Genomic DNA, 24,991 nt, shown 5'->3' on the forward strand with positions numbered 1-24,991 from the left:
CGTTCTCGAAGCTCGACTGATCTAACCTCCCGTGATCGAACCTCCCGTGGTCGAACCCCCCGTAGTCACACCCCCGGTGGTCGAACCCCCCGTAGTCACACCCCCGGTGACCACTCCCGCCGTCGATGAGCCCCTGCCCAACACTGTGCCGGTGGCCTCCACGGAGCCATTGAGTAACGGCTCGCAACTGGCCCACACCGGTGCCACTGACCTCGGCGTGGCTGTCGGCGCGAGCGCCGCGCTGCTGCTCGGTGGCGCGGTATTGATGCGTCGGGTCCGCCGCTCGCAGAGCTGATCCACGAATCAGTCAGCCGGGAGACGAACAGGTCCGGTCGGACAGCCAATGCTGTCCGACCGGACCTGCCGCGTTTACAGCACGCACCGCGTCCCTCGCCCGGCTCGTCGAGCACCTCATCGCCGGTGGTGTGCACGGACTGTTCGCACTCGGATCGACCAGTGAGGTCGCATACCTCACCGACGAACAGCACGGCACTGCGCTGGAGACCATGGTCGGCATGGCCGACCGCAGGGTTCCGGTGCCGGACGGCGTCATCTCCACGCCGCCCCGCGCGACCTCCTTCACCCCTACGACCGAGGCATGCAGCCGCACCCATGTGCCGGTCGGCCTTACTGGTGCAGGGAGACGCTGTGCGCCTCAGGACCCGATGCGCTCGAAGACCGCGGCGAGGCCCTGTCCGCCGCCGATACACATGGCCTCCAGGCCGTACCGGGCCTCGCGGCGGTGCAGCTCGCGGGTCAGTGTGGCGAGGATCCGGGCGCCCGTGGCGCCGACCGGGTGGCCGAGGGAGACGCCGGAGCCGTTGACGTTGATGCGCTGCTCGTGATCGGTGTCGCTGAGGCCCAACTCACTTGTACAGGCGAGAACTTGGGCGGCAAATGCCTCGTTGAGCTCGATCAGGTCGAGGTCGGCGAGGGTGAGTGAGGCACGGTCGAGGGCGGCCCGGGTGGCCGGGACGGGGCCGATACCCATGGTCGCGGCGGGCACCCCGGCGCGGGCGAAGGAGACCAGCCGGACCAGCGGGGTGAGGCCGAGCCGTTCGGCGGTGGCCGCGCTGGTCACCAGGCAGGCTGCGGCCGCGTCGTTCTGACCGCTGGCGTTGCCCGCGGTGACGGTCGCCTCGGGGTCGGACTTCGCCATGACCGGGCGTAGCGCGGCTAGCTGTTCGGCGGTGGTGTCGGGGCGGGGGTGCTCGTCGGCGGTGACGACCGTGTCACCCTTGCGGGTCCGTACGGTGACGGGGACGATCTCGGCGTCATACCGCCCCTCCATCACGGCACGCCCGGCACGCTGCTGCGAGCGCAGGGCGAGGGCGTCCTGGTCGGCGCGGCTGATGCCGTACGCCCGACGCAGGTTCTCGGCGGTCTCGATCATGCCGCCCGGTACGGGGTGGTTGACGCCGCCGGCGGTGACCCTGCCGCGGGCCAGCGCGTCGTGGAGCTGGAGACTGGGACCCTTGATGCCCCAGCGGCCTTCGTGCGTGTAGTACGGGGCGGCACTCATCACGTCGACGCCACCCGCGATGACGACCTCGCTGAAGCCGGCCCGGATCTGCATCGCCGCGTCGAGGACGGCCTGGAGGCCGGAGCCGCAGCGGCGGTCGATCTGGGCGCCGGTGACGGTCTCGGGCAGTCCGGCGTCGAGGGCCGCGACCCGGCCGATGGCGGGGGCCTCTGCGGACGGGTAGGCATGTCCGAGGATCACCTCGTCGACCGCGGCGGGGTCGACTCCGGTACGGGCGACGACCTCGGCGATGACGCGTGCGGCGAGTGCGGCCGGCGTCTGCTGTGCGAACACTCCGCCGAAACGGCCGATGGGGGTGCGCAGCGGTTCACAGATGACGACATCGAGCTGCTGGTCGGGCACGGCGTGACCTTTCGGTGGCGAGGGGCGTGTGCCGCCGACCCTTGCACCCGGCGACTGAGTCGGTCCAATATCCAGTTCACCCTGGTTCAAGACGTGGCGCGTCTCAATGGCGGCTTGCGCTGGTTCGGCCCCCGGCCGGACCCGTCGGGGTGGGCAGAGCTTCCTCCGCCACCGCGAGCACCGCCCGCAGAGCGGCGGAGGGGTTGTCGGCCCGCCAGGCCAGCGCCGCCCGGAGCCGGATGGGCGGTCCGGACAGGCGCCGGTAGACGAGACCGTTCTGCTGGATGTGCTGCACGGAGGTGACGGTGAGCGTCACGCCGACGCCTGCGGCGACCAGCGCCAGGATGGTGTACGAGTCGGGCGCCTCCTGCACCACACGTGGGTTGAACCCGGCGACCTCGCAGGCCCCGACCATCGCGTCGCGCACCGTGGAGCCGGTGTCGGCGGGGAAGGAGACGAAGGGCTCCTCGACGAGGGCGTCGATGGGGATTTCGTTCTCCGGCCGGGCGAGCCGGTGGTCGGAGGGCAGGGCGCACACCAGCTCCTCCTCGTCGATCACCCGGTACGCCACCCCCGGCCGGGTCACCGGCAGCCGGACGAACCCCAGGTCGAGCGAGCCGTCTGCGACCCGGTCGAGGGCGACATTGGCGTACGTCTGCCCCTTCATGACCAGTTCGAGGGCGGGGTGAGCGGCGCGCACGGCCCTGGTGAGCAGCGGCAGCGTCTCGTGGCTGGAGGCGCCCGCGAAGCCGATGGTGACCCGGCCGTACTCACCGCGGCCGGCCGACTTCGCGGCCCGCACCGCGGTGTCGAGGTCGTCAAGCACGGTCCGTACCGGCTGGAGGAAGGAGTCCCCCGCGCTGGTGAGTCGTACCGACCGGGTGTTGCGTTCGAAGAGCTGGACGCCCAGCTCTTTCTCCAGCTGCCGGATCTGCTGGCTCAGCGGCGGCTGGGCCATCTGCAGCCGCTTCGCGGCCCGCCCGAAGTGCAGTTCCTCGGCCACAGCGACGAATGCAGACAGATGACGCAGTTCCATGCCCGCTCCTCCGGTCACCGGCCGGTCCCCACCGGCCGGATTCATTAATCAGGCGTCTTGATGCGACCGTAATTTGATATTGGACAGCAATCAATAGTCGCTGACACGGTGGGACCACGCGCATACACAGGGCGCGCACGCAGAGCCGGAGGAACACCGTGGCGACGACGGACCGGAAAGACAAGACGATGTCGATGAAGGCGGCGATCGCCGCCTTCGTTCACGACGGTGGCACCGTCTGCCTCGAAGGCTTCACCCATCTCGTCCCCACCGCCGCGGGCCACGAGATCATCCGTCAGGACCGCCGGGACCTCACCGTCGTCCGGATGACCGCGGACATCGTGGTGGACCAGATGATCGCCGCGGGCTGTGTCTCGCGACTGGTCTCCTCCTTCGTGGGCAATTCCTCCGCCGGATCACTCGGCGAGCGGTCCGGCTGCCCGGTTCCGGCGGCGGCATCGAGGTGATGGCCAACTCCCGCGAGGCCTTCGTCGTGGTGCGCCGCCACAATCCGCGTTCTTTCACCGAGACACTCGACTTCTGCACCACCTCCGGCCCCGACCGGGCACTGACCAAAGGCATCCGGCCGCTGGGCGCCGGTGTCACCCGGGTCATCACCGAACTGGGCATCCTGGCCCGTGCGGGCATCGGCGAGGAGCTGCGGCTGCTCGCCGTACACCCGGGCGTCACCGTCGATCAGGTGCGGGCGGCCACCGGCTGGGACCTGCTGGTCGCCGACACGGTCGGGACCGTACCGCCGCCGACCACGGCCGAACTGCGGCTGCTGCGCGAGGACATGGACCCGGACCGCGTCTATCTTCGCTGAGACGAATCACATGTCACACCCCGAGAGGACCGCAACTGCCATGCGTATCAGGATCGTCGGCGCCGGGGCCATGGGCCGCGGCATCGCCCAGTGGGCGGCGACCGCCGGACACACCGTCGAGTTGTGCGACGTACGTACGGAAGCGGTGACGGCCGCCGTGGACTTCGTACGGTCCATGCTCGAACGGGCCGTACAGAAAGGCCGTATGTCCGCCGAGGACTCCGCCGCCGCCGTGGAGCGGCTGATCCCGCTGGACGACCCCTGGGGGGAGGGCCCGGACGTGGAGCTGGTCATCGAGGCCGTGCGGGAGGACCTCGGCACCAAGACGGAGGTCTTCGGCCGGCTGGAGCAGGCGCTGCCCGCGACGGCCGTCTTCGCGACCAACACCTCGTCCCTGTCGGTCACCCGGATCGCCGCGGCGCTGAAGGACCCGACGCGCCTGGCCGGGCTGCACTTCTTCAACCCGGTACCGCTGATGAAGATCGTCGAGATCGTGCCGGGCGCGGCCACCCGCCCGGAGATCCCGCCGGCCCTCACCGCGTTTGTCGAGGGTTGCGGGCACCGTGCCGTCACGGTCGCCGACACCCCCGGCTTCCTGGTCAATCACGCCGGTCGCGGCCTGGTGACCGAAGCCCTCGCACTGCTGGAGGAGACGGTCGCCGAACCGGCGGACATCGACCGGATCGCCCGTGATGTGCTCGGCCTGCGGATGGGCCCGTTCGAGCTGATGGATCTCACCGGTCTGGATGTGACGGCCGCGGTGATCGACTCGATCTGGCAGGGCTTCCGGTACGCGGACCGGCTCCGCCCCTCCTACCTCACCCCGAACCGGGTGGCCGCCGGGCTCCACGGCCGTAAGACCGGGCGAGGCTGGTTCGACTACGGCCCCGAGGCGCCCGGCCCCGCCCCGGAACCGCCGGTCACGGGCGACGCGGACCGCCCGGTGTACGTCCACGGCGCCGCACCTCAGGACCGGGACGCGGCCGCGCTGCGGCAGGCCCTGACCGCTGCGGGCGCCGTCGTCGAGACGGGCACGGAGCCGTCCGCCGACGCCCTCGTACTGGTTCCGGTCTGGGGCGTCACGGTGGCCTCCGCGCTGCCCGCACACCGGCTGCCCGCGGGGCGCACCTTCGGCGTGGACCCCCTGCCTCCGGCCGGCCGGCGCCGGGTGCTGGCCGTGACCCCGGCGGCGGACCCGGCCGCAGCGCGCGACGCCCGCGCGGTGTTGGCCCGGGCGGCGGACGGCGACGAGCCCTACGCGGTCTCGGTGGTACGGGACACGGCCGGCTCGGTCGCTCAGCGCCTGCTCGCCTCGATCGTCTCGGTCGCCGCATCGATCGCGGAGCGCTCCATCGCCACCCCCGCCGATATCGACCTGGCCGTCACGGCCGGACTCGGCTACCCCGTCGGCCCGCTGGCCTGGGGCGACCGGGTCGGCGCCGAACGGATGCTGGAGCTGCACCGGGCGCTGCACCGCACGACGGGCGACCCGCGCCACCGCCCGAGCCGCTGGATCACCGAACGCGCCCAGCTCGGTCTGGCGCTGACGGACCCGGGGACGTCACCTGCCGACTGCACGGCCTGTCCCGCGTCGTCGTGACGGCGGGGCGGGACCTGCCGGGGGCCGCAGTCCCGGCAGGTCCTGCCGTACACGGTCCGCGTCCTGGGCGATGTCCGAAGATCACAGCCCACGTCGGATCACAGCCCACGTCCGTTTCGTACAAGACCCGTGGCAGGGCACGGCCTACGGTCGGAACATGACTCCACGAATGGACGCGATCGGCATCATCACCGCGGATCTGGCCGCATCGCTCGCCTTCTACCGCCGGCTCGGCCTCGACATCCCCGCCGATGCGGAATCCGCACCTCATGTCGAAGTGACACTCCCGGGCGGGCAGCGCCTGCTGTGGGACACCGAGGACGTAATCCGCTCGTTCGACCCGGAATGGACCGCGCCGCGCGGCGGGGAACGTCTCGGACTCGCCTTCCTCTGCGACAGCCCGGCGGAGGTGGACGCGGTGTACGCCGAGCTGACCGGCGCCGGGTACCGGGGACATCTGAAGCCGTGGGACGCGGTGTGGGGGCAGCGCTACGCGACGGTCCTCGACCCGGACGGCTGCGCGGTGTCGTTGTTCGCGGGCAACGGCTGAGACCGGGTGGCTGCCCGGCCCCGTCACGCGGGCGTGAAGTAGGCGGTCAGGGTGGTCCCGGCCAGGTCGCGCATCTCCCGTGCGAGATGGGCCTGGTCGGTGCAGCCCGCCTCGACCGCCGCCTCGGCGTAGGGCGTTCCGGACCGGGCGAGGGTGAGCGCGCGCTGCAGCCGCAGGACCCGGGCGAGCATCTTGGGCCCGTAACCGAAGGCCGCGAGTGAGCGGCGGTGCAACTGCCGGGCGCCGAGGCCAATGGCCTGCGCGGTGTCCGCGACGGACCGCCCGGCGCCGAGCTGTGCGGCGACGGACCGCATCACAGGGTCCGGCGGTGCGGTGTCGGCAGCCCGCCGCACGGCAATCGTCTCCAGCGCGGCGGCGGGGTCGGGGGCTTCGGCGACGCGCTCGTTGAGTACGCGGACCAGCGCGCCCGGCCACAGATCCGCAAGGTCGACCCGGCGGTCGCGCAGTTCGTGCGCCGGTACTCCGAGGAGCGCGGGGGCCGTGCCGGGCGCGAAGCGGATGCCGGTGTACTGCCCACCGGTCCCGGCGGCCGACGTCTCGGCATGGGTGTCGGGGCCCGCGACGAGCAGCCGTCCGCCGATCCAGAGCAGGTCCATGCAGCCGTCGGGCAGCACCGGGTGGACCGATCCGCCCGAAACACTCAGTGTCCACACGGTCGCACCGTCGAACCGCGACGCCCACTCCTCGTACCTGTCACCCATACCCTCACGCTATTCCCGCAGGCGAACGGAATCAGCTTGCCGGGGGCGTCACACCGGCCGTACCCGCCGGGCAGCAGACGTCCTCAGTCGTGGGACGGGTGGTTCGACTTGTCCGACTCCTTGTCGCGGCTCGGCTGCAGCCTGGACTTCACATCGTCGGGCGGCAGGAACCTCGACCAGCGCTCCGGGAACTCGGACGGCATATAGGGACTGTCACCGTCGCCTTCGTCCCAGTCCCCGCCCTCGTTCTCCGCCTGCGTCCGCGCGACGAACTCCGCGGCCTGGGCCGCCCGTACCCGGTCATTGGCCGCACGTGCCGCGGCCGTCGCCAGCGAGGGCCACACCCGGTCGATCGCGGCATTGACCGCCGCTCCGACCAGCACCGCGAACGCGGAGATACCGATCCAGAGCAGGACGGCGATCGGGGCCGCCAACGAGCCGTAGATCGTGGGCCCCTCGACCGTACTGGTGAGGTAGATCCGCAGCAGGAAGCTGCCGAGCACCCACATCGCGAGCGCCACCAGCGCACCCGGCACGTCCTCGATCCACGGCGAACGGACCGGTACGGACACGTGGTAGAGCGTCGTCAGGAACGCGATCGACAGCAGAATCACCAGCGGCCAGTACAGAATGCTGATGACCTCGGTGCCCCACGGAATGAACTCCACGACCCGGTCGGGGCCGACCACGAGCAGCGGCAGCACGACGGCACCGAGCAGCAGCGCGACGACGTACAGCAGGAAGGCGAGCAGTCGCGTCTTGACGATGCCGCGCTGGCCGTCGAGGCCGTACATCACCGTGATGGTGTCGATGAAGACATTGACCGCGCGCGAGCCGGACCAGAGCGCGATGGCGAAGCCGATCGAGATGACATCGGGCCGGGCGCCGGTGGAGACGTCCGCCAGGAGCGGTTTGGCGAAGTCGTTCACACCCCGCTGGCTGAGCACCGTCTGCGCGGCATTGAGGATGTTGCGCTCGATGGAGGCGACCGTGGTGGTGCTGGTCCACTCGTCGACGTAACCGAGCAGCCCGATCAGGCCGAGGAGCAGCGGAGGCAGGGACAGCAGGGTGAAGAACGCCGCCTCGGCGGCGAGTCCCAGGATGCGGTACTCCATGCACGAGTTGATGGTGTCCTTGAGCAACTGCCAGACCATCTGCCGCTTCGATACGTTGCGGTAGAGGACTCGGGCCCGGTCGAGCCGACCCGGTGGCCGCTCGGGTGTTTCATTTGCTGCCTGCACGTCCTTACCGTATCGGCATGGCAGCCACCACCCACACAGTGTCCAACCAGGTACCGCCGCTGGTCGGCTACGACGTATTCGCCGCCGACCTCGCGCTCACCGAGGCGGTGCAACGTCACATGCCGCCCGAGCTTTTCGCCGAGGCCCGGGGCGAGCTCGGCGAGCTGGGCAGATCCGCGGGCTCCGCGCAGGTGCAGGCGTGGGGGGCGCAGGCGAACGAGAATCCGCCGGTGCTGCGTTCCCACGACCGGTACGGAAATCGCATCGACGAGGTGGAGTTCCACCCGGCCTGGCACCGGCTGCTGGGTCATGCGGTCTCCGCGGGTCTGACCGACGCCTGGGGCAGGCCAGGCGGTCACGTGCGGCGGGCAGCCGGGTTCCTGGTGTGGACGCAGGCCGAGGCGGGGCACGGCTGCCCGCTGTCGATGACGCACGCGGCGGTGCCCGCGCTGCGGACCGATCCGGCGCTGGCCGCCGTCTGGGAGCCGCTGCTGACCTCGACGGTGTACGAGCAGGGGCTGCGGCCCGTGGCGCAGAAGCCCGGTGCGCTCTTCGGCATGGGCATGACGGAGAAGCAGGGCGGCACGGACGTGCGGTCCAATACGACGCGGGCCGAGCCGCTGGCGGCTCAGGGCGAGTATCTGCTCACCGGGCACAAGTGGTTCTGTTCGGCACCGATGTCCGACGGCTTCCTGGTGCTGGCGCAGGCGCCCGCAGGCCTGACGTGTTTTCTGCTGCCCCGGGTGCTGCCCGACGGCACGCGCAACATGTTCGCGATCCAGCGGCTGAAAGACAAACTGGGCAACCGGTCCAATGCGTCGAGCGAGGTCGAGTTCGACGGGACGTGGGCGCGCCGGGTCGGCGACGAGGGCCGCGGGGTGCGCACCATCATCGAGATGGTGGCGGCGACCCGGCTGGACTGTTTGGTCGGTTCGGCGGCGCTGATGCGGCAGGCGGTGGCGCAGGCGATCCACCACTGTACGTACCGCAGCGCGTTCGGCGGGGTGCTGATCGAGAAGCCGCTGATGCGCAATGTGCTGGCCGATCTGGCGCTGGAGTCGGAGGCCGCGACAGTGCTGGCGCTTCGGCTGGCGGCGGCGTACGACGCCGATACGGAGAGCGAGCGGGCCTTCCTGCGGATCGCGGTGCCGACGGCGAAGTACTGGGTGACGAAGCGGTGCACGCCGATGGTGGGTGAGGCGCTGGAGTGTCTCGGCGGCAACGGTTACGTCGAGGAGTCCGGGATGCCACGGCTGCTGCGCGAAGCGCCGCTCAACTCGATCTGGGAGGGCTCGGGGAACGTACAGGCACTGGATGTGCTGCGGGCGCTGCAGCGCGAGCCGCTGGCGCTGAACGCGTTCCTCCAGGAGGTCGGCAGGGCGCGCGGCGCCGATCACCGGCTGGACGGGGCGATCAAGGACATGCTGACGGAGCTCGCCGATCTGAACGGGATCGAGGCACGGGCCCGTCGGCTGGTCGAGCGGATGGCTCTGGTGCTGCAAGGTTCGCTGCTGGTGCGCTGGGCACCGCCGGAGGTCGCCGACGCGTTCTGTGCATCACGGCTGGGAGGGGACTGGGGCACGGCATTCGGGACGCTGCCGCACAGCCTCGATCTGGCATCGGTCGTGGAACGGGCGCGGCCCGTCGAGCGTTAGGGGCGTGTTTCGAAAGACAGGCCCTGGCCGGAGAAGTACAGCAACGGAGGGTGGTGCTGCGCCGACACGGCACCACCCTCCATGCTGTGCATACCGGTCAGCGGGCCACAGGCTCCGCCGTACGGTGTTCCGTCACTCTCGTACGGATGCGCACCCCATCGCCAGGGTTGCAAAGGGTTGCAAAGGGTTGCAACCATTGTGCGGAGTGCGCGGTATCGGTCCCTTCGCAGCGGGCAGGATGGGCCCGCCGGGCCGTTGAGCCGGCTCCGGCATCTGGGGGGAATGAGAGTGGAGACAGGCGCTGCCGGGGTGACACGATCGGCTGCCCCGCAGTCCGTCCGGGCCACCCGCGGGGTCCACCGGGCCAGGGAGGCCAGGCTCGCGGGCGATCGTTCACCCGTCGTCCCGCGGGCCGAGATCGGCGCCTCGTGGGACCGGGTGCTGCGCAGCGGCCTCGACCCGGATCAGTCCACCGAGAGTGCGCTCCTGCAGATGAACGAGATCGAGCGCCGGCGGCGGACTTCGACGCTGGGCGAGGTGATGCCACTGCTGAGCGAGCGTCTGCTCCTCCTCGCCGACGCCGCCCAGCAGATCATGGTGGTCACCGATGCGGAGGGCCGGGTGCTGTGGCGCCAGGGCAACCCGGGGGTGCTGCGTCGGGCGGACACCGTCTGTCTGGCGGAGGGCGCGGCCTGGACGGAGGTGAGCACGGGGACGAACGCGATCGGTACGGCGCTCGTCTCGCGCGCACCGGTCCAGGTCCATGCGTCGGAGCACTTCGTACGCAGTCTGCACAACTGGACGTGTGCGGCGGCCCCGGTCCGTGATCCGCGGGACGGCCGGATGATGGGCGTCGTCGACATGAGCGGTGCCGCTTCCACGTTCCATCCGACGATGCTCGCCCTGGTCGGTTCGGTCGCCAGGCTGGCCGAGAGCGAGATCAGGAACAGGCATCTGCAAGCGATCGACCGGCTGCGTTCGGTGGCGTCGCCTCTGCTGTGCCGGATGGGCGGCCGGGCCCTCGCGGTGGACGCCCACGGCTGGCTCGCCGCGGTGACCGGGATGCCGCCGGTCGACCGGCTGCCGCTGCCCAAGTCGCTGCAGCCGGGCCGGGTGTGGCTGCCGTCGCTCGGTATGTGCCAGGTCGAGCCGCTGCCCGGTGGTTGGCTGGTGCAGGTCACGGACGGACCTTCGGACGGGGTGCCCCGCCGGGTGGTGCTGGACCTGAGCCGGCCGCGCGGGCTCACGGTCAATGTGGTGAGTGCGGTGGGCACCTGGACGCAGCGGCTCTCGCCGCGCCATGCGGAGCTGCTGTACGCACTGGCACTGCACCGCGAGGGGCGTACAGCATCCGAGCTGGCACAGGACATCTTCGGCGACGCGACCCGGACGGTGACGGTGCGTGCGGAGGTCTCGCGGATTCGCCGCCATCTCGCGGAGGTGCTCGCACACCGCCCGTACCGCTTCGGCGAGGGGGTGGAGGTGGAGGTGATCCAACCGGATCATCCGGCCGATCTGCTGCCGCGCTCGACGGCTCCGGTGGTGGTCAGGGCGCGTACGGCCGCATAGGGCCGCTCTTTCGCCGCTCGTGGAGGGCCCGCTGTCCGAGCCGCGGGACCGGCTTGGGCACCGGCCTCGCGGCATGGTTCCCTGGCAGTCATGAGCAACCCCGCGCGCACCGCTGCCACCACCGCCGAGGTGACCATCTGGTCCCTGGAACAGACCTCCCCCGACGATCTGCGCCCCGCCGCGGTCCCGGAGGGCGACGTGCGGATCGTGCGGTCCGAGGTCCCGCTGCCCGAGTTCAGCCGGTTCCTGTACACGGCGGTCGGCGGCGACATCCAGTGGACGGACCGGCTCGCGATGACGTATGCGCAGTGGCAGGAGGCCCTGAACCGGCCCGGGGCGGAGACCTGGGTGGCGTACGAGAACGGCACCCCGGCCGGATACATCGAGCTGGACCCGCAGGACGAGGGCATGGTCGAGATCATGTACTTCGGGCTGATCCCGGCCTTCCGGGGGCGCCGGATAGGCGGCCACCTGCTCTCGCACGGCGTCGCCCGCGCCTGGGATCTGGCGGAACGCTGGCCGGAGCGGACACCGACGAAGCGGGTGTGGCTGCACACCTGCTCCAAGGACGGCCCGCACGCCTTGGAGAACTATCTGCGGCGCGGCTTCAAGCTCTTCGACACGAAGGTGGAGCTGGAGCCCGAGGTGGCGACGCCGGGGCCGTGGCCGGGGGCTGCGCGGTAGCGCGCGGACAGCGACTCCCGGCGACAGGTCGGGAGATTGCGGCCATTACGGATGACCCGGCCCGGGCGGCGCGAGTGACGGGAACGACCCCGTCTCGCATGACGGGACAGTCTCGTCCATATCATGGATAGTGGTGGACTGGTCCGAGATGTGCGTGACACGCTTCCGTCATGCCTGGAACTGGAATTGCCTTGGTGAGTCGACGCCATGTCGACCTCGGCCGCGTGTCCAGCGCCATCTGTCCGGCGAGCTGAGGTTCCCAGCACCGCCGCGATCCCCCCTTTTCCTCTGCAAGCCCTGCGCACCGCCACGCCTCAGCGCGAGTGTGCAGTTCAGAGCCGCCCTCCTGCAGTCCGAAGGACGTACTGTCATGGCCGCTACCCCGGAACAGCATGCGACCACCACGCCCCGCCGCAAGGCCGGACGCCACCGTGGCGAAGGCCAGTGGGCCGTGGGGCACCACACTCCACTCAACGGCAATGAGCAGTTCAAGAAGGACGACGACGGTCTCAATGTGCGGACACGCATTGAGACGATCTACTCCAAGCGCGGATTCGACTCAATCGACCCCAACGACCTCCGGGGGCGCATGCGCTGGTGGGGTCTCTACACCCAGCGCAAGCCCGGGATCGACGGCGGCAAGACCGCGATCCTGGAGCCGGAGGAGCTGGACGACAAGTACTTCATGCTGCGGGTCCGGATCGACGGTGGCCGGCTGACCACCGAGCAGTTGCGGGTCATCGGTGAGATCTCGCAGGAGTACGCACGCGGCACCGCGGACCTCACCGACCGGCAGAACGTCCAGTACCACTGGATCCGGATCGAGGACGTACCGGCGATCTGGGAGAAGCTGGAGGCCGTCGGACTTTCCACCACCGAGGCGTGCGGCGACTGCCCCCGCGTGATCATCGGCTCCCCCGTGGCGGGCATCGCCGCCGACGAGATCATCGACGGAACCCCGGCGGTCGACGAGATCCACGACCGCTACATCGGCAACAAGGAATTCTCCAACCTGCCGCGCAAGTTCAAGACCGCGATCTCCGGCTCGCCGGTGCAGGACGTGGTGCACGAGATCAACGACATCGCGTTCGTCGGCGTGGTCCACCCCGAGCACGGTCCGGGTTTCGACGTCTGGGTCGGTGGCGGACTCTCGACCAACCCGCGGCTCGCCGAGCGGCTGGGCGTCTGGGTGCCGCTCGACGAGGTTCCGGACGTATGGGCCGCAGTCGTCGGCATCTTCCGTGACTACGGGTACCGGCGGCTGCGCACCCGCGCCCGCCTGAAGTTCCTGATGGCCGATTGGGGCCCGGCGAAGTTCCGTCAGGTGCTGGAGGACGAGTACGTGAAGCGTCCTCTGATCGACGGGCCCGCACCCGAGCAGCCCAGCAGCCGCTGGCGCGACCACGTGGGTGTGCACCAGCAGCAGGATGGTCGTTTCTACATCGGTTTCGCACCCAGGGTCGGCCGCGTGGACGGCTCCGCCCTGGCCAAGATCGCCGACCTCGCCGCGGCACACGGCTCGGACCGGCTGCGCACCACCGTCGAGCAGAAGATGCTGATCCTCGACGTCGAGCAGGACCAGGTGGACTCCCTGGTCGCCGGACTGGAGGCGCTCGACTTCCAGGTGAAGCCGTCGCCGTTCCGGCGCGGCACGATGGCCTGCACCGGCATCGAGTTCTGCAAGCTGGCGATCGTCGAGACGAAGGCGCGCGGCGCCTCGCTGATCGACGAACTGGAGCGCCGCCTGCCGGACTTCGGCGAGCCGCTCACCATCAACATCAACGGCTGCCCCAACGCCTGCGCCCGCATCCAGACCGCGGACATCGGTCTCAAGGGCCAGCTCGTCCTGGACGCCGACGGCAATCAGGTCGAGGGCTATCAGGTGCACCTGGGCGGCGCGCTGGGGCTGGAGGCCGGCTTCGGCCGCAAGGTCCGTGGTCTGAAGGTCACTTCGGCCGAGCTGCCGGACTATGTCGAGCGGGTGCTGAGCCGGTTCCAGGAGGAGCGTGAGGACAGCGAGCGGTTCGCGACCTGGGCGGCGAGGGCCAGTGCGGAGTCGCTGTCATGAGCGAGCGCGCCGCTCCGTTCCACTGCCCGTACTGCGGCGACGAGGACCTGCGCCCGCACGAGACCGGGCACGGAGCCTGGGAATGTGCTTCCTGCAACCGCGCGTTCCAGCTGAAGTTCCTTGGCCTTCTGAGCCGGGGACTGCAGCGCAACGACGTTGAACGGGACGGGATATGACGGACGATCTGCAAGGAGAACGCACGGCGGAGGAACTGAAGGAGCTGGCCGGACGCGCCGGCCGGGAGCTGGAGGACGCCTCCGCGCCGGAGATCCTCCAGTGGGCCGCCGACACCTTCGGCAGGAAGTTCTGCGTCACCTCGTCCATGGCGGACGCGGTCGTGGCGCACCTCGCCTCGCGCGCCTTTCCGGGTTTGGACGTGGTCTTCCTCGACACCGGTTACCACTTCCCCGAGACGATCGGCACCCGTGACGCGGTCGAGGCCGTGATGGACGTCGACGTCATCACGCTGACCCCGCGCCAGTCCGTTGCCGAACAGGACGCCGAGTACGGTCCGAAGCTGCATGACCGCGACCCCGACCTGTGCTGCAAGCTGCGGAAGGTCAAGCCCCTTGAGGAAGGCCTGACTTCGTACGCTGCCTGGGCGACCGGGCTGCGCCGCGACGAGTCCCCCAACCGGGCGAACACCCCGGTCGTCGGCTGGGACGAGAAGCGGCAGAAGGTGAAGATCTCGCCGATCGCCCGCTGGACGCAGGACGACGTCGATGCGTATGTGGCGGAGCACGGCGTCCTCACCAACCCGCTGCTGATGGACGGATACACCTCCGTGGGCTGCGCTCCCTGCACCCGCCGGGTGCTGGAGGGCGAGGACGCACGCGCCGGTCGCTGGGCCGGGCGGGGCAAGACCGAGTGCGGGCTGCACGGCTGATGACGACTGATCAGGAGACTTCGATGAGCGTGACGGAGACGGGAGCCACCATCTGGCTGACCGGTCTGCCGAGCGCGGGCAAGACCACCCTCGCGTACGAACTCGCCGGGCGGCTGCGCGGCGAGGGCCACCGCGTGGAGGTGCTCGACGGCGACGAGATCCGGGAGTTCCTCTCCGCGGGTCTCGGCTTCTCCCGCGAGGACCGCCACACCAACGTCCAGCGGATCGGCTTCGTCGCCGAACTGCTGGCGGCCAACGGTGTGAAGGTGCTGGTCCCGGTCATCGCCCCGTACGCGGACAGCCGGGACGCGGTACGCGAGCGGCACCAGGCCGAGGGCACCGCGTATCTGGAGGTGCATGTCGCGACTCCGGTCGAGGTGTGCTCCGTACGCGATGTGAAGGGCCTCTACGCCAAGCAGGCGGCCGGCGAGATCAGCGGGCTCACCGGGGTCGACGACCCGTACGAGGCGCCCGAGTCGCCGGATCTGCGGATCGAGTCGCACCGGCAGACCGTGCAGGAGTCCGCGGCGGAGCTGTATGCGCTGCTGAGCGAGAGGGGTGCAGCGTGACGACCGTCGCGACTGTGTCGGAAGGCACCGACAATCCGTACGCACTCAGCCACCTGGACTCCCTGGAGTCCGAGGCCGTACACATCTTCCGCGAGGTGGCGGGCGAGTTCGAGCGGCCGGTGATCCTGTTCTCCGGCGGCAAGGACTCCATCGTGATGCTGCATCTGGCGCTCAAGGCGTTCACCCCCGCGCCGGTGCCGTTCACGCTGCTGCACGTGGACACCGGTCACAACTTCCCCGAGGTGCTGGAGTACCGCGACCGGGCGGTGGCCCGGCACGGGCTGCGGCTCCATGTCGCCTCCGTACAGGAGTACATCGACGCCGGGAAGGTCCGCGAGCGCCCGGACGGCACCCGTAACCCGCTGCAGACCGTACCGCTGACCGAGGCGATCCAGCAGTACCGCTTCGACGCCGTGTTCGGCGGGGGGCGCCGTGACGAGGAGAAGGCGCGCGCCAAGGAGCGGGTCTTCTCGTTGCGCGACGAGTTCTCCCAGTGGGATCCCCGCCGCCAGCGCCCCGAGCTGTGGCAGCTGTACAACGGCCGGCACGCCCCCGGTGAGCACGTCCGGGTCTTCCCGATCTCCAACTGGACCGAGCTGGACGTCTGGCAGTACATCGCCCGTGAGGGCATCGAGCTTCCGGAGATCTACTTCGCCCATGACCGCGAGGTCTTCAACCGCTCCGGCATGTGGCTGACCGCGGGCGACTGGGGCGGCCCCAAGGAGGGCGAGCAGGTCGAGACCCGGCAGGTGCGCTACCGCACGGTCGGCGACATGTCGTGCACCGGCGCCGTCGACTCGGATGCGACGACGCTGGACGCCGTGATCAGCGAGATCGCCGCTTCCCGGCTCACCGAGAGGGGCGCGACGCGTGCCGACGACAAGATGTCCGAGGCCGCGATGGAAGACCGTAAGCGCGAGGGGTACTTCTAAGATGACCACACCCACCCAGCACGCAGAGCAGTTGTCGACCACCACCCTGCTGCGGTTCGCCACCGCGGGGTCCGTCGACGACGGCAAGTCCACCCTCGTGGGACGTCTTCTGCACGACTCCAAGTCGGTCCTCACCGACCAGCTGGAGGCCGTTGCGCACGCCTCGCGCAGCCGGGGCCAGGAGGCGCCCGACCTGGCGCTGCTGACCGACGGGCTGCGGGCCGAGCGCGAGCAGGGCATCACCATCGATGTCGCCTACCGCTACTTCGCGACGCCACGGCGCCGGTTCATCCTGGCCGACACCCCGGGGCATGTGCAGTACACCCGGAACATGGTGACGGGCGCCTCGACGGCCGAGCTGGCGGTCGTCCTGGTCGACGCCCGCAACGGTGTCGTCGAGCAGACCCGCCGCCATGCCGCGGTCGCCGCGCTGCTGCGGGTGCCGCACGTGGTGCTGGCCGTCAACAAGATGGACCTGGTCGACTACGCGGAGCCGGTCTTCGCCGCCATCGCCGAGGAGTTCACGGCGTACGCCGCCTCGCTCGGTGTACCGGAGATCACCGCGATCCCGATCTCCGCGCTGGCCGGCGACAACGTGGTGGAGCCGTCCGCCCACATGGACTGGTACGGCGGCCCCACCGTCCTGGAGCACCTGGAGACGGTGCCGGTCAGCCATGACCTCACCGCCTGCCACGCCCGCTTCCCCGTCCAGTACGTCATACGGCCGCAGACGGCCGAGCACCCGGACTACCGGGGCTACGCGGGCCAGATCGCGGCCGGTTCCTTCCGTGTCGGCGAGGCCGTCACCATCCTGCCCTCGGGGCACACGTCGACGGTCACCGCGATCGACGCGCTCGGCGAGAACGTGGACATCGCCTGGGCACCCCAGTCGGTGACGATCCGGCTGGCCGACGACATCGACATCTCGCGCGGCGACCTGATCGCACCGGCCGACGACGCACCGGCGGTCACGAGGGACGTAGAGGCGACCGTCTGCCATGTCGCCGACCAGCCGCTCACCGTGGGCCGGCGGGTGCTGCTCAAGCACACCACCCGCACGGTCAAGGCGATCGTCAAGGACATCCCCTCGCGCCTCGCACTGGACGACCTCTCCCAGTACCCGGCACCCGGCCGGCTCGTCGCCAACGACATCGGCCGGGTCGTCGTCCGCACCGCCGAACCCCTGGCGCTCGACGCGTACGCGGACTCCCGGCGTACCGGTTCCTTCCTCCTGATCGACCCGGCGGACGGCACCACGCTCACGGCCGGCATGGCCGGTGCCTCGTTCGCCGCCGCGGCCGAGCCCGAGGCCGCGGCAGCGGCCGGCGAAGACGCCGAATGGGACTTCTGATGAGTATCGACATCTACACCACGTTCGCGAAGGAGGGCGGCCGCGTCGGCAGCGGCGCCCTCGGCAGCGGCCAGGGCGGGGTCGCGCGATGTGCGCGATGACGTACGCGCACTGCCTGCGCGCCCGCTTGCACCAACCGCACCGCCTGCACCGCCAGTTCAGACGAAGATCTGCCGACTTCCCGGCCGCGTCCCCGTAATTTCCGAGGGATGCGAGCACCGGGCCGACGAGAGGAACACCTCCCGTGCCTGCCCCCCGTGCCACGCTCCGCCGCAGCCTCGTAGCTGCCACCGCCCTGCCGCTGCTCGCCGTCGCACTCACCGCCTGCGGCTACGGCTCCGAGGCGAAGGGCGACGGCCCCAAGAAGCCGGACGTCGCCGCCGACGCGAAGAAACTCTCCACGGACACCGTGCGGATCGGCTACTTCCCCAATCTCACACACGCCACGGCGCTGGTCGGCGACCAGAAGGGGATCTTCCAGAAGGAACTGGGCGGCACCCGGCTGAAGACCTCGCAGTTCAACGCCGGCCCCTCCGAGATCGAGGCGCTCAACGCCAAATCGATCGACATCGGCTTCATCGGCCCGTCGCCCTCCATCAACGGCTTCACCAAGTCCAGGGGAAAGAGCCTGCGGATCATCGGCGGTTCGGCATCCGGCGGGGTGAAGCTGGTCGTCGACCCGAAGAAGATCAAGACCCTGGACGACCTCAAGGGCAAGAAGATCGCCACTCCGCAGCTCGGCAACACGCAAGATGTGGCCTTCCTCAACTGGATCTCCGAGAAGGGCTGGAAGGTCGACGCCCAGAGCGGCAAGGGCGAGGTCTCCGTGGTCCGTACGGACAACAAGGTGACCCCGGACGCCTACAAGTCCGGTTCCATCGACGGCGCCTGGGCCCCCGAGCCCACGGCGTCCAAGCTGGTCGCCGAGGGTGCGGAGGAACTGCTCGACGAGTCGACGCTGTGGCCGGACAACAAGTTCGTGATCACGAACATCATCGTGTCGCAGAAGTTCCTGAGTGAGCACCCGGACGTCGTGGAGGCGGTGCTGCGCGGCTCGGTGAAGACCAACGCCTGGATCAACGCCAACCCGGACAAGGCGAAGGCCTCCGCCAACGCCGCGCTCGAGAAACTGACCGGCAAGGCGCTGCCCGCCGGCGTCATCGACCCGGCGTGGAAGTCGATCCAGATCACCGATGACCCGCTGGCCGCCACGCTCGACGCACAGGCCGAGCACGCGGTGAAGGCCGGTCTGCTGGAGAAGCCGGACCTGGCGGGCATCTACGACCTGAAGCCGCTGAACAAGGTCCTGAAGGCCGCGGGCAAGCCCGAGGTCGCCGACGCCGGTCTCGGCGTCAAGTAAGACCGCCCGAGCCCGTACCCAGGATTCCCAGGAGGTGACGACCATGGCGACCACCCTCACCGAGGCCGAGGACCGTACAGCGGTCGGGCGCGCCGCCCGTATCGCACATGTCTCCAAGTACTTCGGCGGACCAAAGGGGCAGCAACTCGTCCTGGACGACATCACGCTCGATGTCGCACCGGGCGAGTTCGTCACCCTTCTGGGGGCCTCCGGGTGCGGTAAGTCGACGCTGCTCAATCTGGTGGCCGGACTCGACCGGCCGACCGCGGGGTCCATCGAGACCCCCGGCGGGCGGCCGGCCCTGATGTTCCAGGAGCACGCCCTGTTCCCGTGGCTGACCGCGGGCAAGAACATCGAACTCGCGCTGCGGCTGCGTGGCGTACCCAAGTCGCAGCGCCGCACGGAGGCGGAGCGGCTGCTGGAACTCGTGCGGCTGGGCGGGGCGTACGGGAAGCGTGTGCATGAGCTCTCGGGCGGTATGCGGCAGCGGGTGGCAATGGCCCGGGCCCTCGCCCAGGACAGTCGACTGCTGCTGATGGACGAGCCGTTCGCCGCTCTCGACGCCATCACCCGGGATGTGCTGCACGACGAGCTGACCCGGATCTGGCGCGAGACGAACGTCTCGGTCCTCTTCGTCACACACAATGTGCGCGAAGCGGTGCGGCTCGCCGAGCGGGTCGTCCTGCTGTCGTCCCGCCCCGGCCGGATCGCCCGCGAGTGGACGGTCGACATGGAGCAGCCGCGCCGTATCGAGGACGCCGCAGTCGCGGAGCTGTCTGTCGAGATCACCGAACAACTGCGTGGGGAGATCCGCCGTCATGGCCGGCACTGACACGAAGCCCGACGACCTGGCCGGTCTGGAAGCCGGGCTCGACGCGCTGGACGCCGTGCAGGTGCGCCGCACCCCCGTGCGCGAGGTGCTGCTCAGCAAGGTGCTGCCCCCGGTCCTCGCGGTGGCGCTGGTGATCACCGTCTGGCAGCTGCTCGTCGAGGCCCAGGTCACCGACGACTACAAGCTGCCCTCACCGGCCGCGGTGTGGAACAGCGCGGCCGACATGTGGCTGCAGGGGACACTCCTGGAGGTCGTCTGGACCAGCATCTCGCGCGGTCTGCTCGGCTTCCTGATGGCCGTGGCCATCGGTACGCCGCTGGGTCTGCTGGTCGCCCGGGTGAAGTTCGTACGGGCCGCGATCGGCCCGATCCTGTCCGGGCTGCAGTCCCTGCCGTCGGTCGCCTGGGTGGCGCCGGCCGTGATCTGGCTCGGGCTGAACGACAAGATGATGTACGCCGTGATCCTGCTGGGCGCCGTCCCCTCGGTCGCCAACGGGCTGGTCTCCGGCGTCGACCAGGTTCCGCCGCTGTTCCTCAGGGCGGGCCGTACGCTCGGCGCGACCGGGCTGCGCGGGACCTGGCACATCGTGCTGCCGGCCGCGTTGCCCGGCTATCTGGCCGGTCTCAAGCAGGGCTGGGCGTTCTCCTGGCGCTCGCTGATGGCCGCCGAGATCATCGCGTCCTCCCCCGATCTCGGCCTGGGGCTCGGTCAGTTGCTGGAGAACGGCCGCAACAACGCGGACATGCCCGGCATCTTCCTCGCCATCATCCTGATTCTGTTCGTCGGCGTCGCGATCGACCTGCTGGTCTTCAGTCCGCTGGAGCGGTGGGTGCTGCGCAGCCGCGGCCTCCTCGTCAAGAACTGAGCCACGCCATGTCCGCCCCGGTCCTCCTCGTCATCGCCCACGGCAGCCGCGACCCACGGCACGCGGCGACCGTGCACGCGCTCACCGCGCGGGTACGGGCGCTGCGGCCGGGGCTGTGTGTGGAGACCGGTTTCCTGGACTTCAACGCACCTTCGGTACCGCGGGTGCTGGAGCGGCTGGCGGCACAGGATGCGGAGGAGGTCATCGCGCTCCCCCTGCTGCTCACCCGGGCCTTCCACGCCAAGTCCGACATCCCCACGGTCCTGCACGAGGCCCGGACCGGACTGCCCCGGCTGCGCATCCGGCAGGCTGAGGTGCTCGGACCGTCGCCCCTGCTGAATTCGGCACTGGAGCGGCGGCTGTACGAAGCCGGGGTCCGTCCCGGTGACCGCGGCTCGACCGGGCTGGTCCTGGCCTCGGCAGGCTCCACAGACCCGGAGGCGATCGCGGTGATCGCTGAAATCGCGCGGGAGCTGCGGCACACCGGTTGGTGCGCCGTGCGGCCTGCGGTCGCCTCCGTCGCATCTCCCGCCGGGTTCCCCCGCACCGAGGACGCGGTACAGGCCCTGCGGGCCGAGGGTGTACGGCGGGTGGCGGTGGCCCCTTATGTCATCGCACCCGGCCGGCTCCCGGACCGTATCGCCGCAGGTGCGGCGGGGGCGGACGTGCTGGCCGATGTCCTGGGCGCGTCACCGGAGTTGGCGCGGCTGCTGCTGACCCGGTACGACGAGGCCCGCGTCCCGCTCGCACGGCCGGCGTCGCTCAGCGCGTAGAGGTCGGCGCGTAGAGGTCGGCGCGTAGAGGTCGGCGTTCATCAGCCCACGTCCAGGCTGCCTGTGCGGGTCCGCTTGAGTTCGAAGAAGTCCGGATTCCCGGCAAGTACCCGGAAGCTGTCGAAGAGCCGCGCCGCCTCCTCGCCACGCGGCACGGCCCGCAGGACCGGCCCGAACCAGACCGAGCCGTCGACATGGATCGTGGGTGTACCGACGTAGGCGTCCGCCTCCGGGTCCTTGCCGGCGTCGTGGCTGCGCCGCAGTGCCTGGTCGTACGTCTCCGAGTGCGCGGCAGCACTCAGCGCGGCGGGCAGACCGAGCTGGGCGAGGGACTGGGCGATCACCTCGTCGAAATCCTCGTTCTTCTGCTGGTGGATGCGGCTGCCCAACGCGGTGTAGAGATCGCGGAGCACTGCATCACCGTGGTCGGCGGCTGCCGCGACCGCGACCCGCACCGGGCCGATCGACTTGTCGACCAGTTCCCGGTACCAGTCGGGGAGTTCATTGCCGATGTTGTGCAGATAGAGGCTCATGACGTGGAAGCGGAGCTCGATGTCGCGCTGCCGTTCCACCTCCAGCATCCAGCGGGAGGTGATCCAGGCGAACGGGCAGGCCGGGTCGAAGTAGAAATCGACGGCGGTCCTGCCCGTCTCCTGGGTGCGGTGAGTTGTCATGCGTCGAGCCTAGCCAGGCATTGGCGTACTGGCCTGGGCCATTCACGAGCCACTCGACCGGGCCACTTTCAGACCCCGGTCCAGTGCGGGTCGCGTCCGCTGCGGGCCAGTGCCCGTTCCAGCACGGAAGCCGATGCGGGCACCGTCACCTCGTCGGCGAAACCACTGTACTGCCGGTAGAGCGCGGCGTTGCCGTCCACGACGTCGAGGACGTAGGCGGCCGCCTCGTCGGAGAGCCGGAGCTCCTCGCCGATGGCGCGGGCCACGTCCCAGGTGTGCAGGACCGTCTCCTCGATGAGCATCGCGGCGATCTCGGAGGCCGGGCAGGTCGAACCCCCGAGATCGATCTCTCCCTCCCAGACCGCCGGGTCCGACCAGGCGGCGACGGCGCGGTCCAGCTGCGCCGCGTACTTCTGCGCCCAGTCGGCGTCGGCGGTGAAGTCGCGGGTGGTGAGCTCGTCGGGGAGATCCTTGCGCAGGGCGCGGTGTTCCAGGCCGTAGGAGGTGTAGAGCACCCAGTGGTTGACGAGCCCGCGCAGGTCCCAGTCGCCGCAGGGTGTGGTGGGTACGTCGAGCTGTTCGGTGCTGATGGAGCGGGCGATACGGGCCGCCTCGGCAGCGCATTCGGTCATATGAGCGTGCTCGTTCTTCATACCCCCCACGCTAAGGGCTGTCCCGTAATCCCTGGCGGGACAGCCCTTAGTGTTCCCGTTATGTCTTCCACGTCACACGCTCTCGACGATGTGTTCCTGCTCGGCGGCGAGCTGCCTGTTCGCCGTCTCGGCTACGGCACCGCCCAGCTGACCGGACCCGGATACTGGGGGCCGCGTGGGGAGCGGCAGGATGCCGTGGCCGTACTGCGGGCAGCCGTCGAGCGGGGTGTCACGCTCATCGACACCGCCGACAACTACGGCCCGGGGCTGGCCGAGGAGCTGGTGGCCGAGGCACTCCACCCGTATCGCGAGGATCTGGTGATCGCGACCAAGGGTGGTGTGGTGCGCACAAGCGACAGTGCCTGGCACGTCGCGGGCCGTCCCGAGCAGTTGCGGGCAATGTGCGAGGCCAGTCTGCGGCGGCTGCGGACCGACCGGATCGACCTCTACCAGCTGCACCGGCTGGCCCCGGACGTACCCATGGCCGACCAGCTGGGCACCCTGGATACGCTGAGGCAGGAGGGTAAGATCCGGTACATCGGTCTGGACACCCTCACCGCCGACCAGCTGGAGCAGGCTCTCTCTCTGACCGGGATCGCCTCGGTGCAGAACCGCTTCAATCTCCTCGACCGTTCGTCGGACGCGGTACTGAAGGTGTGCGAGGCCCACCGCCTGGCTTTTCTGCCCTGGTTCCCACTGGCCAACGGTGCTCTGACCGGCGAGGCAGCCGCAGCGCTCGCCGGTGTCGCCGATCGGCACGGTGCCACCCGCGGGCAGATCGCCCTCGCCTGGCTGCTGCACCGCTCCCCTGCGCTGTGCCCGACTCCGGGCACCGGTTCGCCCGTCCATCTGACGGAGAACCTGGGGGCGCGGGAGATCCGGCTGTCCGCCGAGGACATGAGCTGCCTGGAGGCGCTCGCACCCGCATGAAGGAGTACCCGCACGTACCACCGCCTCTGTTCCCGCCCCGGCCGGTGCTTCCGGTTCCCCCGCCGCCGTCCCGGTGATCCGGGCCGAGGGGGTCTCGCTCGTACGGGAGGGCAATGTCCTGCTCGACTCGGTCTCCCTGACCGTACGCGGCGGTGAGCACTGGGCCCTGCTCGGTGCCAACAGGGCCGGAAAGAGCACGCTGCTGGGACTGCTCGGCGTGGTCAACCACCCCACCAGGGGGCTCGGTCGAGGTGCTGGGGCGCACCCTGGGGCGGGTCGATCTGCGGGAGCTGCGTTCGCTGCTCGGGCATGTCAATCCGCGCCATCCGCTGCGCTCGCGGCGTCGCTGAACGGCGTGGCCTGGTGGAAGTAGAGCGCCCAGCCCGCGCCGTTCAGTCGCCACAGCGAACTGCGGTGGGCGAGGTGCCCCTTCGTCTCGGTGTCGTAGGTGAGGTGGACGAATTCGTCGTCCAGCTGGACTCCGTGCATCCGGGACGCGGTGAGCGGGCCGGGGCGGGGGGCGTTCTCGGCGGTGAGCGAGGCGATCATCGTGTCACGGTCCCAGACCCGGCCTGTGGAGTCGATCTCGCGGTACTCGGGGTGCAGCACCTGGGAGAGGAGTACGGCGGAGGCGCGTACCACCGGGTCGAGGAGGCGGAGCTCGCCCTCCACCGCCGCGGCCACGCCGGGGGGCGGTTCGCTCACGTGCGGGCTCCGTCGTGTGCGGTGCCGGTCGGCGCGGTCATCTCCAGCAGCTTGACCACGGTGTTCCAGTTGCGCGAGGTGGCCGTGATGCCCTTGGTGAGGGCGGGCCGGGACAGTACCTCGGCGAGTTTGGAACGGCCCAGTCCGTCGGGGGCGTAGAGGTAGAGCGCGCGGTCGCCGAGCCGGAACTCCTCGGGGAGGAAGGCCGCCGGGTCGATCCCGGCGAAGCGGTCGGCGTCGACCGGCTGCCCGTAGTAGGTGATGTGCAATTGCTTGCCTTCGAGTTCGGCGGACGGGAACGGGCAGGCCGCAGCAACTGCCGCAAGGTAGGCACTGTCCCGGACCAGGCAGGGGACCGGGAAGCCGAACTGCTTCTCGATCGCCTGCTCCAGTTCGGCGGCGAGTGCGTTCTCGTCGTCCGACGCGCTGCTGAAGACGGCGTTGCCGCTCTGCAGATGGGTGCGGACGTCGCCGTGTCCCAGTTCGGTGAGCAGCGTGCGGAGTTCGGCCATCGGGACCCTCTTGTGGCCGCTCACATTGATCCCGCGCAACAGTGCTGCGTACATCGTCATGGGCACACCATAGGACGGTCTCTCCGCACGGAGCGGCCGCCGCGCCCCGTGGG

General features: G+C 70.0%; 25 protein-coding genes and 5 pseudogenes. 22 read left to right on the top strand and 8 right to left on the bottom strand.

Annotated features, from left to right (window positions below):
* Window positions 1–31 precede the first annotated feature (31 nt).
* Both ABTZ94_RS22995 and ABTZ94_RS37945 read left to right on the top strand, forming a co-directional pair.
* On the top strand, window positions 32–295 hold the full coding sequence (locus ABTZ94_RS22995) for a hypothetical protein (protein WP_351202931.1): 264 nt from the start codon (window positions 32–34) through the stop codon (window positions 293–295).
* 7 nt (window positions 296–302) lie between these two features.
* Window positions 303–599 (top strand): annotated as a pseudogene (locus tag ABTZ94_RS37945) (dihydrodipicolinate synthase family protein); the annotation flags it as partial.
* 56 nt (window positions 600–655) lie between these two features.
* On the opposite strand, the gene ABTZ94_RS23005 reads toward ABTZ94_RS37945, so the two are convergent.
* Together ABTZ94_RS23005 and ABTZ94_RS23010 are read right to left on the bottom strand one after the other, a co-directional pair.
* Window positions 656–1,885, bottom strand: coding sequence for an acetyl-CoA C-acetyltransferase (locus ABTZ94_RS23005; protein WP_351202932.1), 1,230 nt, complete (start codon window positions 1,883–1,885; stop codon window positions 656–658).
* A 103-nt stretch (window positions 1,886–1,988) separates the two neighbouring features.
* Window positions 1,989–2,921, bottom strand: a complete 933-nt coding sequence (locus ABTZ94_RS23010; RefSeq protein WP_351202933.1) for a LysR family transcriptional regulator — start codon at window positions 2,919–2,921, stop codon at window positions 1,989–1,991.
* Window positions 2,922–3,109: 188 nt separating this feature from the next.
* Between ABTZ94_RS23010 and ABTZ94_RS23015 the strand changes: the two are divergent.
* The 4 genes and pseudogenes from ABTZ94_RS23015 to ABTZ94_RS23030 form a co-directional block, all read left to right on the top strand.
* Window positions 3,110–3,349 (top strand): annotated as a pseudogene (locus ABTZ94_RS23015) (CoA-transferase); the annotation flags it as partial.
* A pseudogene (locus ABTZ94_RS23020) lies at window positions 3,343–3,747 on the top strand (CoA-transferase); the annotation flags it as partial. The pseudogenes ABTZ94_RS23015 and ABTZ94_RS23020, both read left to right, overlap by 7 nt.
* 40 nt (window positions 3,748–3,787) lie before the next feature.
* Window positions 3,788–5,347 (top strand): 3-hydroxyacyl-CoA dehydrogenase, encoded by a 1,560-nt coding sequence (locus tag ABTZ94_RS23025; protein ID WP_351202934.1) that lies wholly within the window; start codon window positions 3,788–3,790, stop codon window positions 5,345–5,347.
* Window positions 5,348–5,504: 157 nt separating this feature from the next.
* Window positions 5,505–5,897, top strand: coding sequence for a VOC family protein (locus tag ABTZ94_RS23030; protein ID WP_351202935.1), 393 nt, complete (start codon window positions 5,505–5,507; stop codon window positions 5,895–5,897).
* Here the strand turns inward: ABTZ94_RS23030 and ABTZ94_RS23035 are convergent.
* Together ABTZ94_RS23035 and ABTZ94_RS23040 are read right to left on the bottom strand one after the other, a co-directional pair.
* Window positions 5,837–6,619, bottom strand: a pseudogene (locus tag ABTZ94_RS23035) (DUF6597 domain-containing transcriptional factor). The gene ABTZ94_RS23030 and the pseudogene ABTZ94_RS23035 overlap by 61 nt on opposite strands.
* An 83-nt stretch (window positions 6,620–6,702) precedes the next feature.
* On the bottom strand, window positions 6,703–7,860 hold the full coding sequence (locus ABTZ94_RS23040; protein WP_351202936.1) for a YihY/virulence factor BrkB family protein: 1,158 nt from the start codon (window positions 7,858–7,860) through the stop codon (window positions 6,703–6,705).
* A gap of 17 nt (window positions 7,861–7,877) precedes the next feature.
* Between ABTZ94_RS23040 and ABTZ94_RS23045 the strand changes: the two genes are divergently transcribed.
* The 14 genes from ABTZ94_RS23045 (at window position 7,878) to ABTZ94_RS23110 (ending at window position 21,404) form a co-directional block, all read left to right on the top strand.
* Window positions 7,878–9,515 (top strand): acyl-CoA dehydrogenase family protein, encoded by a 1,638-nt coding sequence (locus ABTZ94_RS23045; RefSeq protein WP_351202937.1) that lies wholly within the window; start codon window positions 7,878–7,880, stop codon window positions 9,513–9,515.
* 282 nt (window positions 9,516–9,797) lie between these two features.
* Window positions 9,798–11,084 (top strand): helix-turn-helix domain-containing protein, encoded by a 1,287-nt coding sequence (locus tag ABTZ94_RS23050; RefSeq protein WP_351202938.1) that lies wholly within the window; start codon window positions 9,798–9,800, stop codon window positions 11,082–11,084.
* A gap of 90 nt (window positions 11,085–11,174) precedes the next feature.
* Window positions 11,175–11,768, top strand: coding sequence for a GNAT family N-acetyltransferase (locus ABTZ94_RS23055; protein WP_351202939.1), 594 nt, complete (start codon window positions 11,175–11,177; stop codon window positions 11,766–11,768).
* A 170-nt stretch (window positions 11,769–11,938) separates the two neighbouring features.
* Window positions 11,939–12,022: a putative leader peptide gene (locus tag ABTZ94_RS23060; RefSeq protein ID WP_317864749.1), complete on the top strand. Its 84-nt coding sequence runs from the start codon at window positions 11,939–11,941 to the stop codon at window positions 12,020–12,022.
* Window positions 12,023–12,138: 116 nt separating this feature from the next.
* Window positions 12,139–13,836 carry a nitrite/sulfite reductase gene (locus tag ABTZ94_RS23065; protein WP_351202940.1) on the top strand — a complete coding sequence of 566 codons (1,698 nt, stop codon included), beginning with the start codon at window positions 12,139–12,141 and terminating at the stop codon, window positions 13,834–13,836.
* Entirely contained in the window at window positions 13,833–14,012 is a 180-nt protein-coding gene (locus tag ABTZ94_RS23070; RefSeq protein WP_351202941.1) for a hypothetical protein, read from the top strand. Before ABTZ94_RS23065 ends, ABTZ94_RS23070 begins: the two co-directional genes overlap by 4 nt.
* Window positions 14,009–14,722: a phosphoadenylyl-sulfate reductase gene (locus ABTZ94_RS23075; protein ID WP_351202942.1), complete on the top strand. Its 714-nt coding sequence runs from the start codon at window positions 14,009–14,011 to the stop codon at window positions 14,720–14,722. The genes ABTZ94_RS23070 and ABTZ94_RS23075 overlap by 4 nt, the downstream gene beginning before the upstream one ends.
* Entirely contained in the window at window positions 14,722–15,291 is a 570-nt protein-coding gene (gene cysC / locus ABTZ94_RS23080) for an adenylyl-sulfate kinase (RefSeq protein ID WP_351202943.1), read from the top strand. Before ABTZ94_RS23075 ends, cysC begins: the two co-directional genes overlap by 1 nt.
* Window positions 15,288–16,223, top strand: a complete 936-nt coding sequence (gene cysD / locus ABTZ94_RS23085; protein WP_351202944.1) for a sulfate adenylyltransferase subunit CysD — start codon at window positions 15,288–15,290, stop codon at window positions 16,221–16,223. The genes cysC and cysD overlap by 4 nt, the downstream gene beginning before the upstream one ends.
* Before the next feature lies 1 nt (window position 16,224).
* Window positions 16,225–17,574, top strand: a complete 1,350-nt coding sequence (locus tag ABTZ94_RS23090; protein WP_351202945.1) for a sulfate adenylyltransferase subunit 1 — start codon at window positions 16,225–16,227, stop codon at window positions 17,572–17,574.
* A 244-nt stretch (window positions 17,575–17,818) separates the two neighbouring features.
* Entirely contained in the window at window positions 17,819–18,934 is a 1,116-nt protein-coding gene (locus ABTZ94_RS23095) for an aliphatic sulfonate ABC transporter substrate-binding protein (protein ID WP_351202946.1), read from the top strand.
* Between the two features lie 43 nt (window positions 18,935–18,977).
* Window positions 18,978–19,766, top strand: coding sequence for an ABC transporter ATP-binding protein (locus tag ABTZ94_RS23100; protein WP_351202947.1), 789 nt, complete (start codon window positions 18,978–18,980; stop codon window positions 19,764–19,766).
* Window positions 19,753–20,631, top strand: a complete 879-nt coding sequence (locus tag ABTZ94_RS23105) for an ABC transporter permease (protein WP_351202948.1) — start codon at window positions 19,753–19,755, stop codon at window positions 20,629–20,631. The genes ABTZ94_RS23100 and ABTZ94_RS23105 overlap by 14 nt, the downstream gene beginning before the upstream one ends.
* 8 nt (window positions 20,632–20,639) lie before the next feature.
* On the top strand, window positions 20,640–21,404 hold the full coding sequence (locus tag ABTZ94_RS23110; protein WP_351202949.1) for a sirohydrochlorin chelatase: 765 nt from the start codon (window positions 20,640–20,642) through the stop codon (window positions 21,402–21,404).
* Window positions 21,405–21,445: 41 nt separating this feature from the next.
* Here ABTZ94_RS23110 and ABTZ94_RS23115 read toward each other — a convergent pair whose 3' ends face one another.
* Window positions 21,446–22,078 (bottom strand): mycothiol-dependent nitroreductase Rv2466c family protein, encoded by a 633-nt coding sequence (locus ABTZ94_RS23115; RefSeq protein ID WP_351202950.1) that lies wholly within the window; start codon window positions 22,076–22,078, stop codon window positions 21,446–21,448.
* Window positions 22,079–22,146: 68 nt separating this feature from the next.
* Window positions 22,147–22,731 carry a TIGR03086 family metal-binding protein gene (locus ABTZ94_RS23120; protein ID WP_351202951.1) on the bottom strand — a complete coding sequence of 195 codons (585 nt, stop codon included), beginning with the start codon at window positions 22,729–22,731 and terminating at the stop codon, window positions 22,147–22,149.
* A gap of 60 nt (window positions 22,732–22,791) precedes the next feature.
* Here ABTZ94_RS23120 and ABTZ94_RS23125 point away from each other — a divergent pair, with 60 nt between their 5' ends.
* Window positions 22,792–23,661, top strand: a complete 870-nt coding sequence (locus ABTZ94_RS23125; RefSeq protein WP_351202952.1) for an aldo/keto reductase — start codon at window positions 22,792–22,794, stop codon at window positions 23,659–23,661.
* A gap of 73 nt (window positions 23,662–23,734) precedes the next feature.
* Window positions 23,735–23,999: pseudogene (locus ABTZ94_RS23130) on the top strand (ATP-binding cassette domain-containing protein); the annotation flags it as partial.
* Here the strand turns inward: ABTZ94_RS23130 and ABTZ94_RS23135 are convergent.
* Together ABTZ94_RS23135 and ABTZ94_RS23140 are read right to left on the bottom strand one after the other, a co-directional pair.
* A complete protein-coding gene (locus ABTZ94_RS23135; RefSeq protein WP_351202953.1) occupies window positions 23,974–24,366 on the bottom strand; it encodes a nuclear transport factor 2 family protein in 393 nt (130 codons plus the stop codon). The pseudogene ABTZ94_RS23130 and the gene ABTZ94_RS23135 overlap by 26 nt on opposite strands.
* Window positions 24,363–24,938: a DUF1697 domain-containing protein gene (locus ABTZ94_RS23140; RefSeq protein ID WP_351202954.1), complete on the bottom strand. Its 576-nt coding sequence runs from the start codon at window positions 24,936–24,938 to the stop codon at window positions 24,363–24,365. The genes ABTZ94_RS23135 and ABTZ94_RS23140 overlap by 4 nt, the downstream gene beginning before the upstream one ends.
* Window positions 24,939–24,991: the final 53 nt, after the last annotated feature.

This window comes from Streptomyces sp. NPDC002785, from assembly GCF_040295565.1.
In the GTDB taxonomy this organism is placed as follows: domain Bacteria; phylum Actinomycetota; class Actinomycetes; order Streptomycetales; family Streptomycetaceae; genus Streptomyces.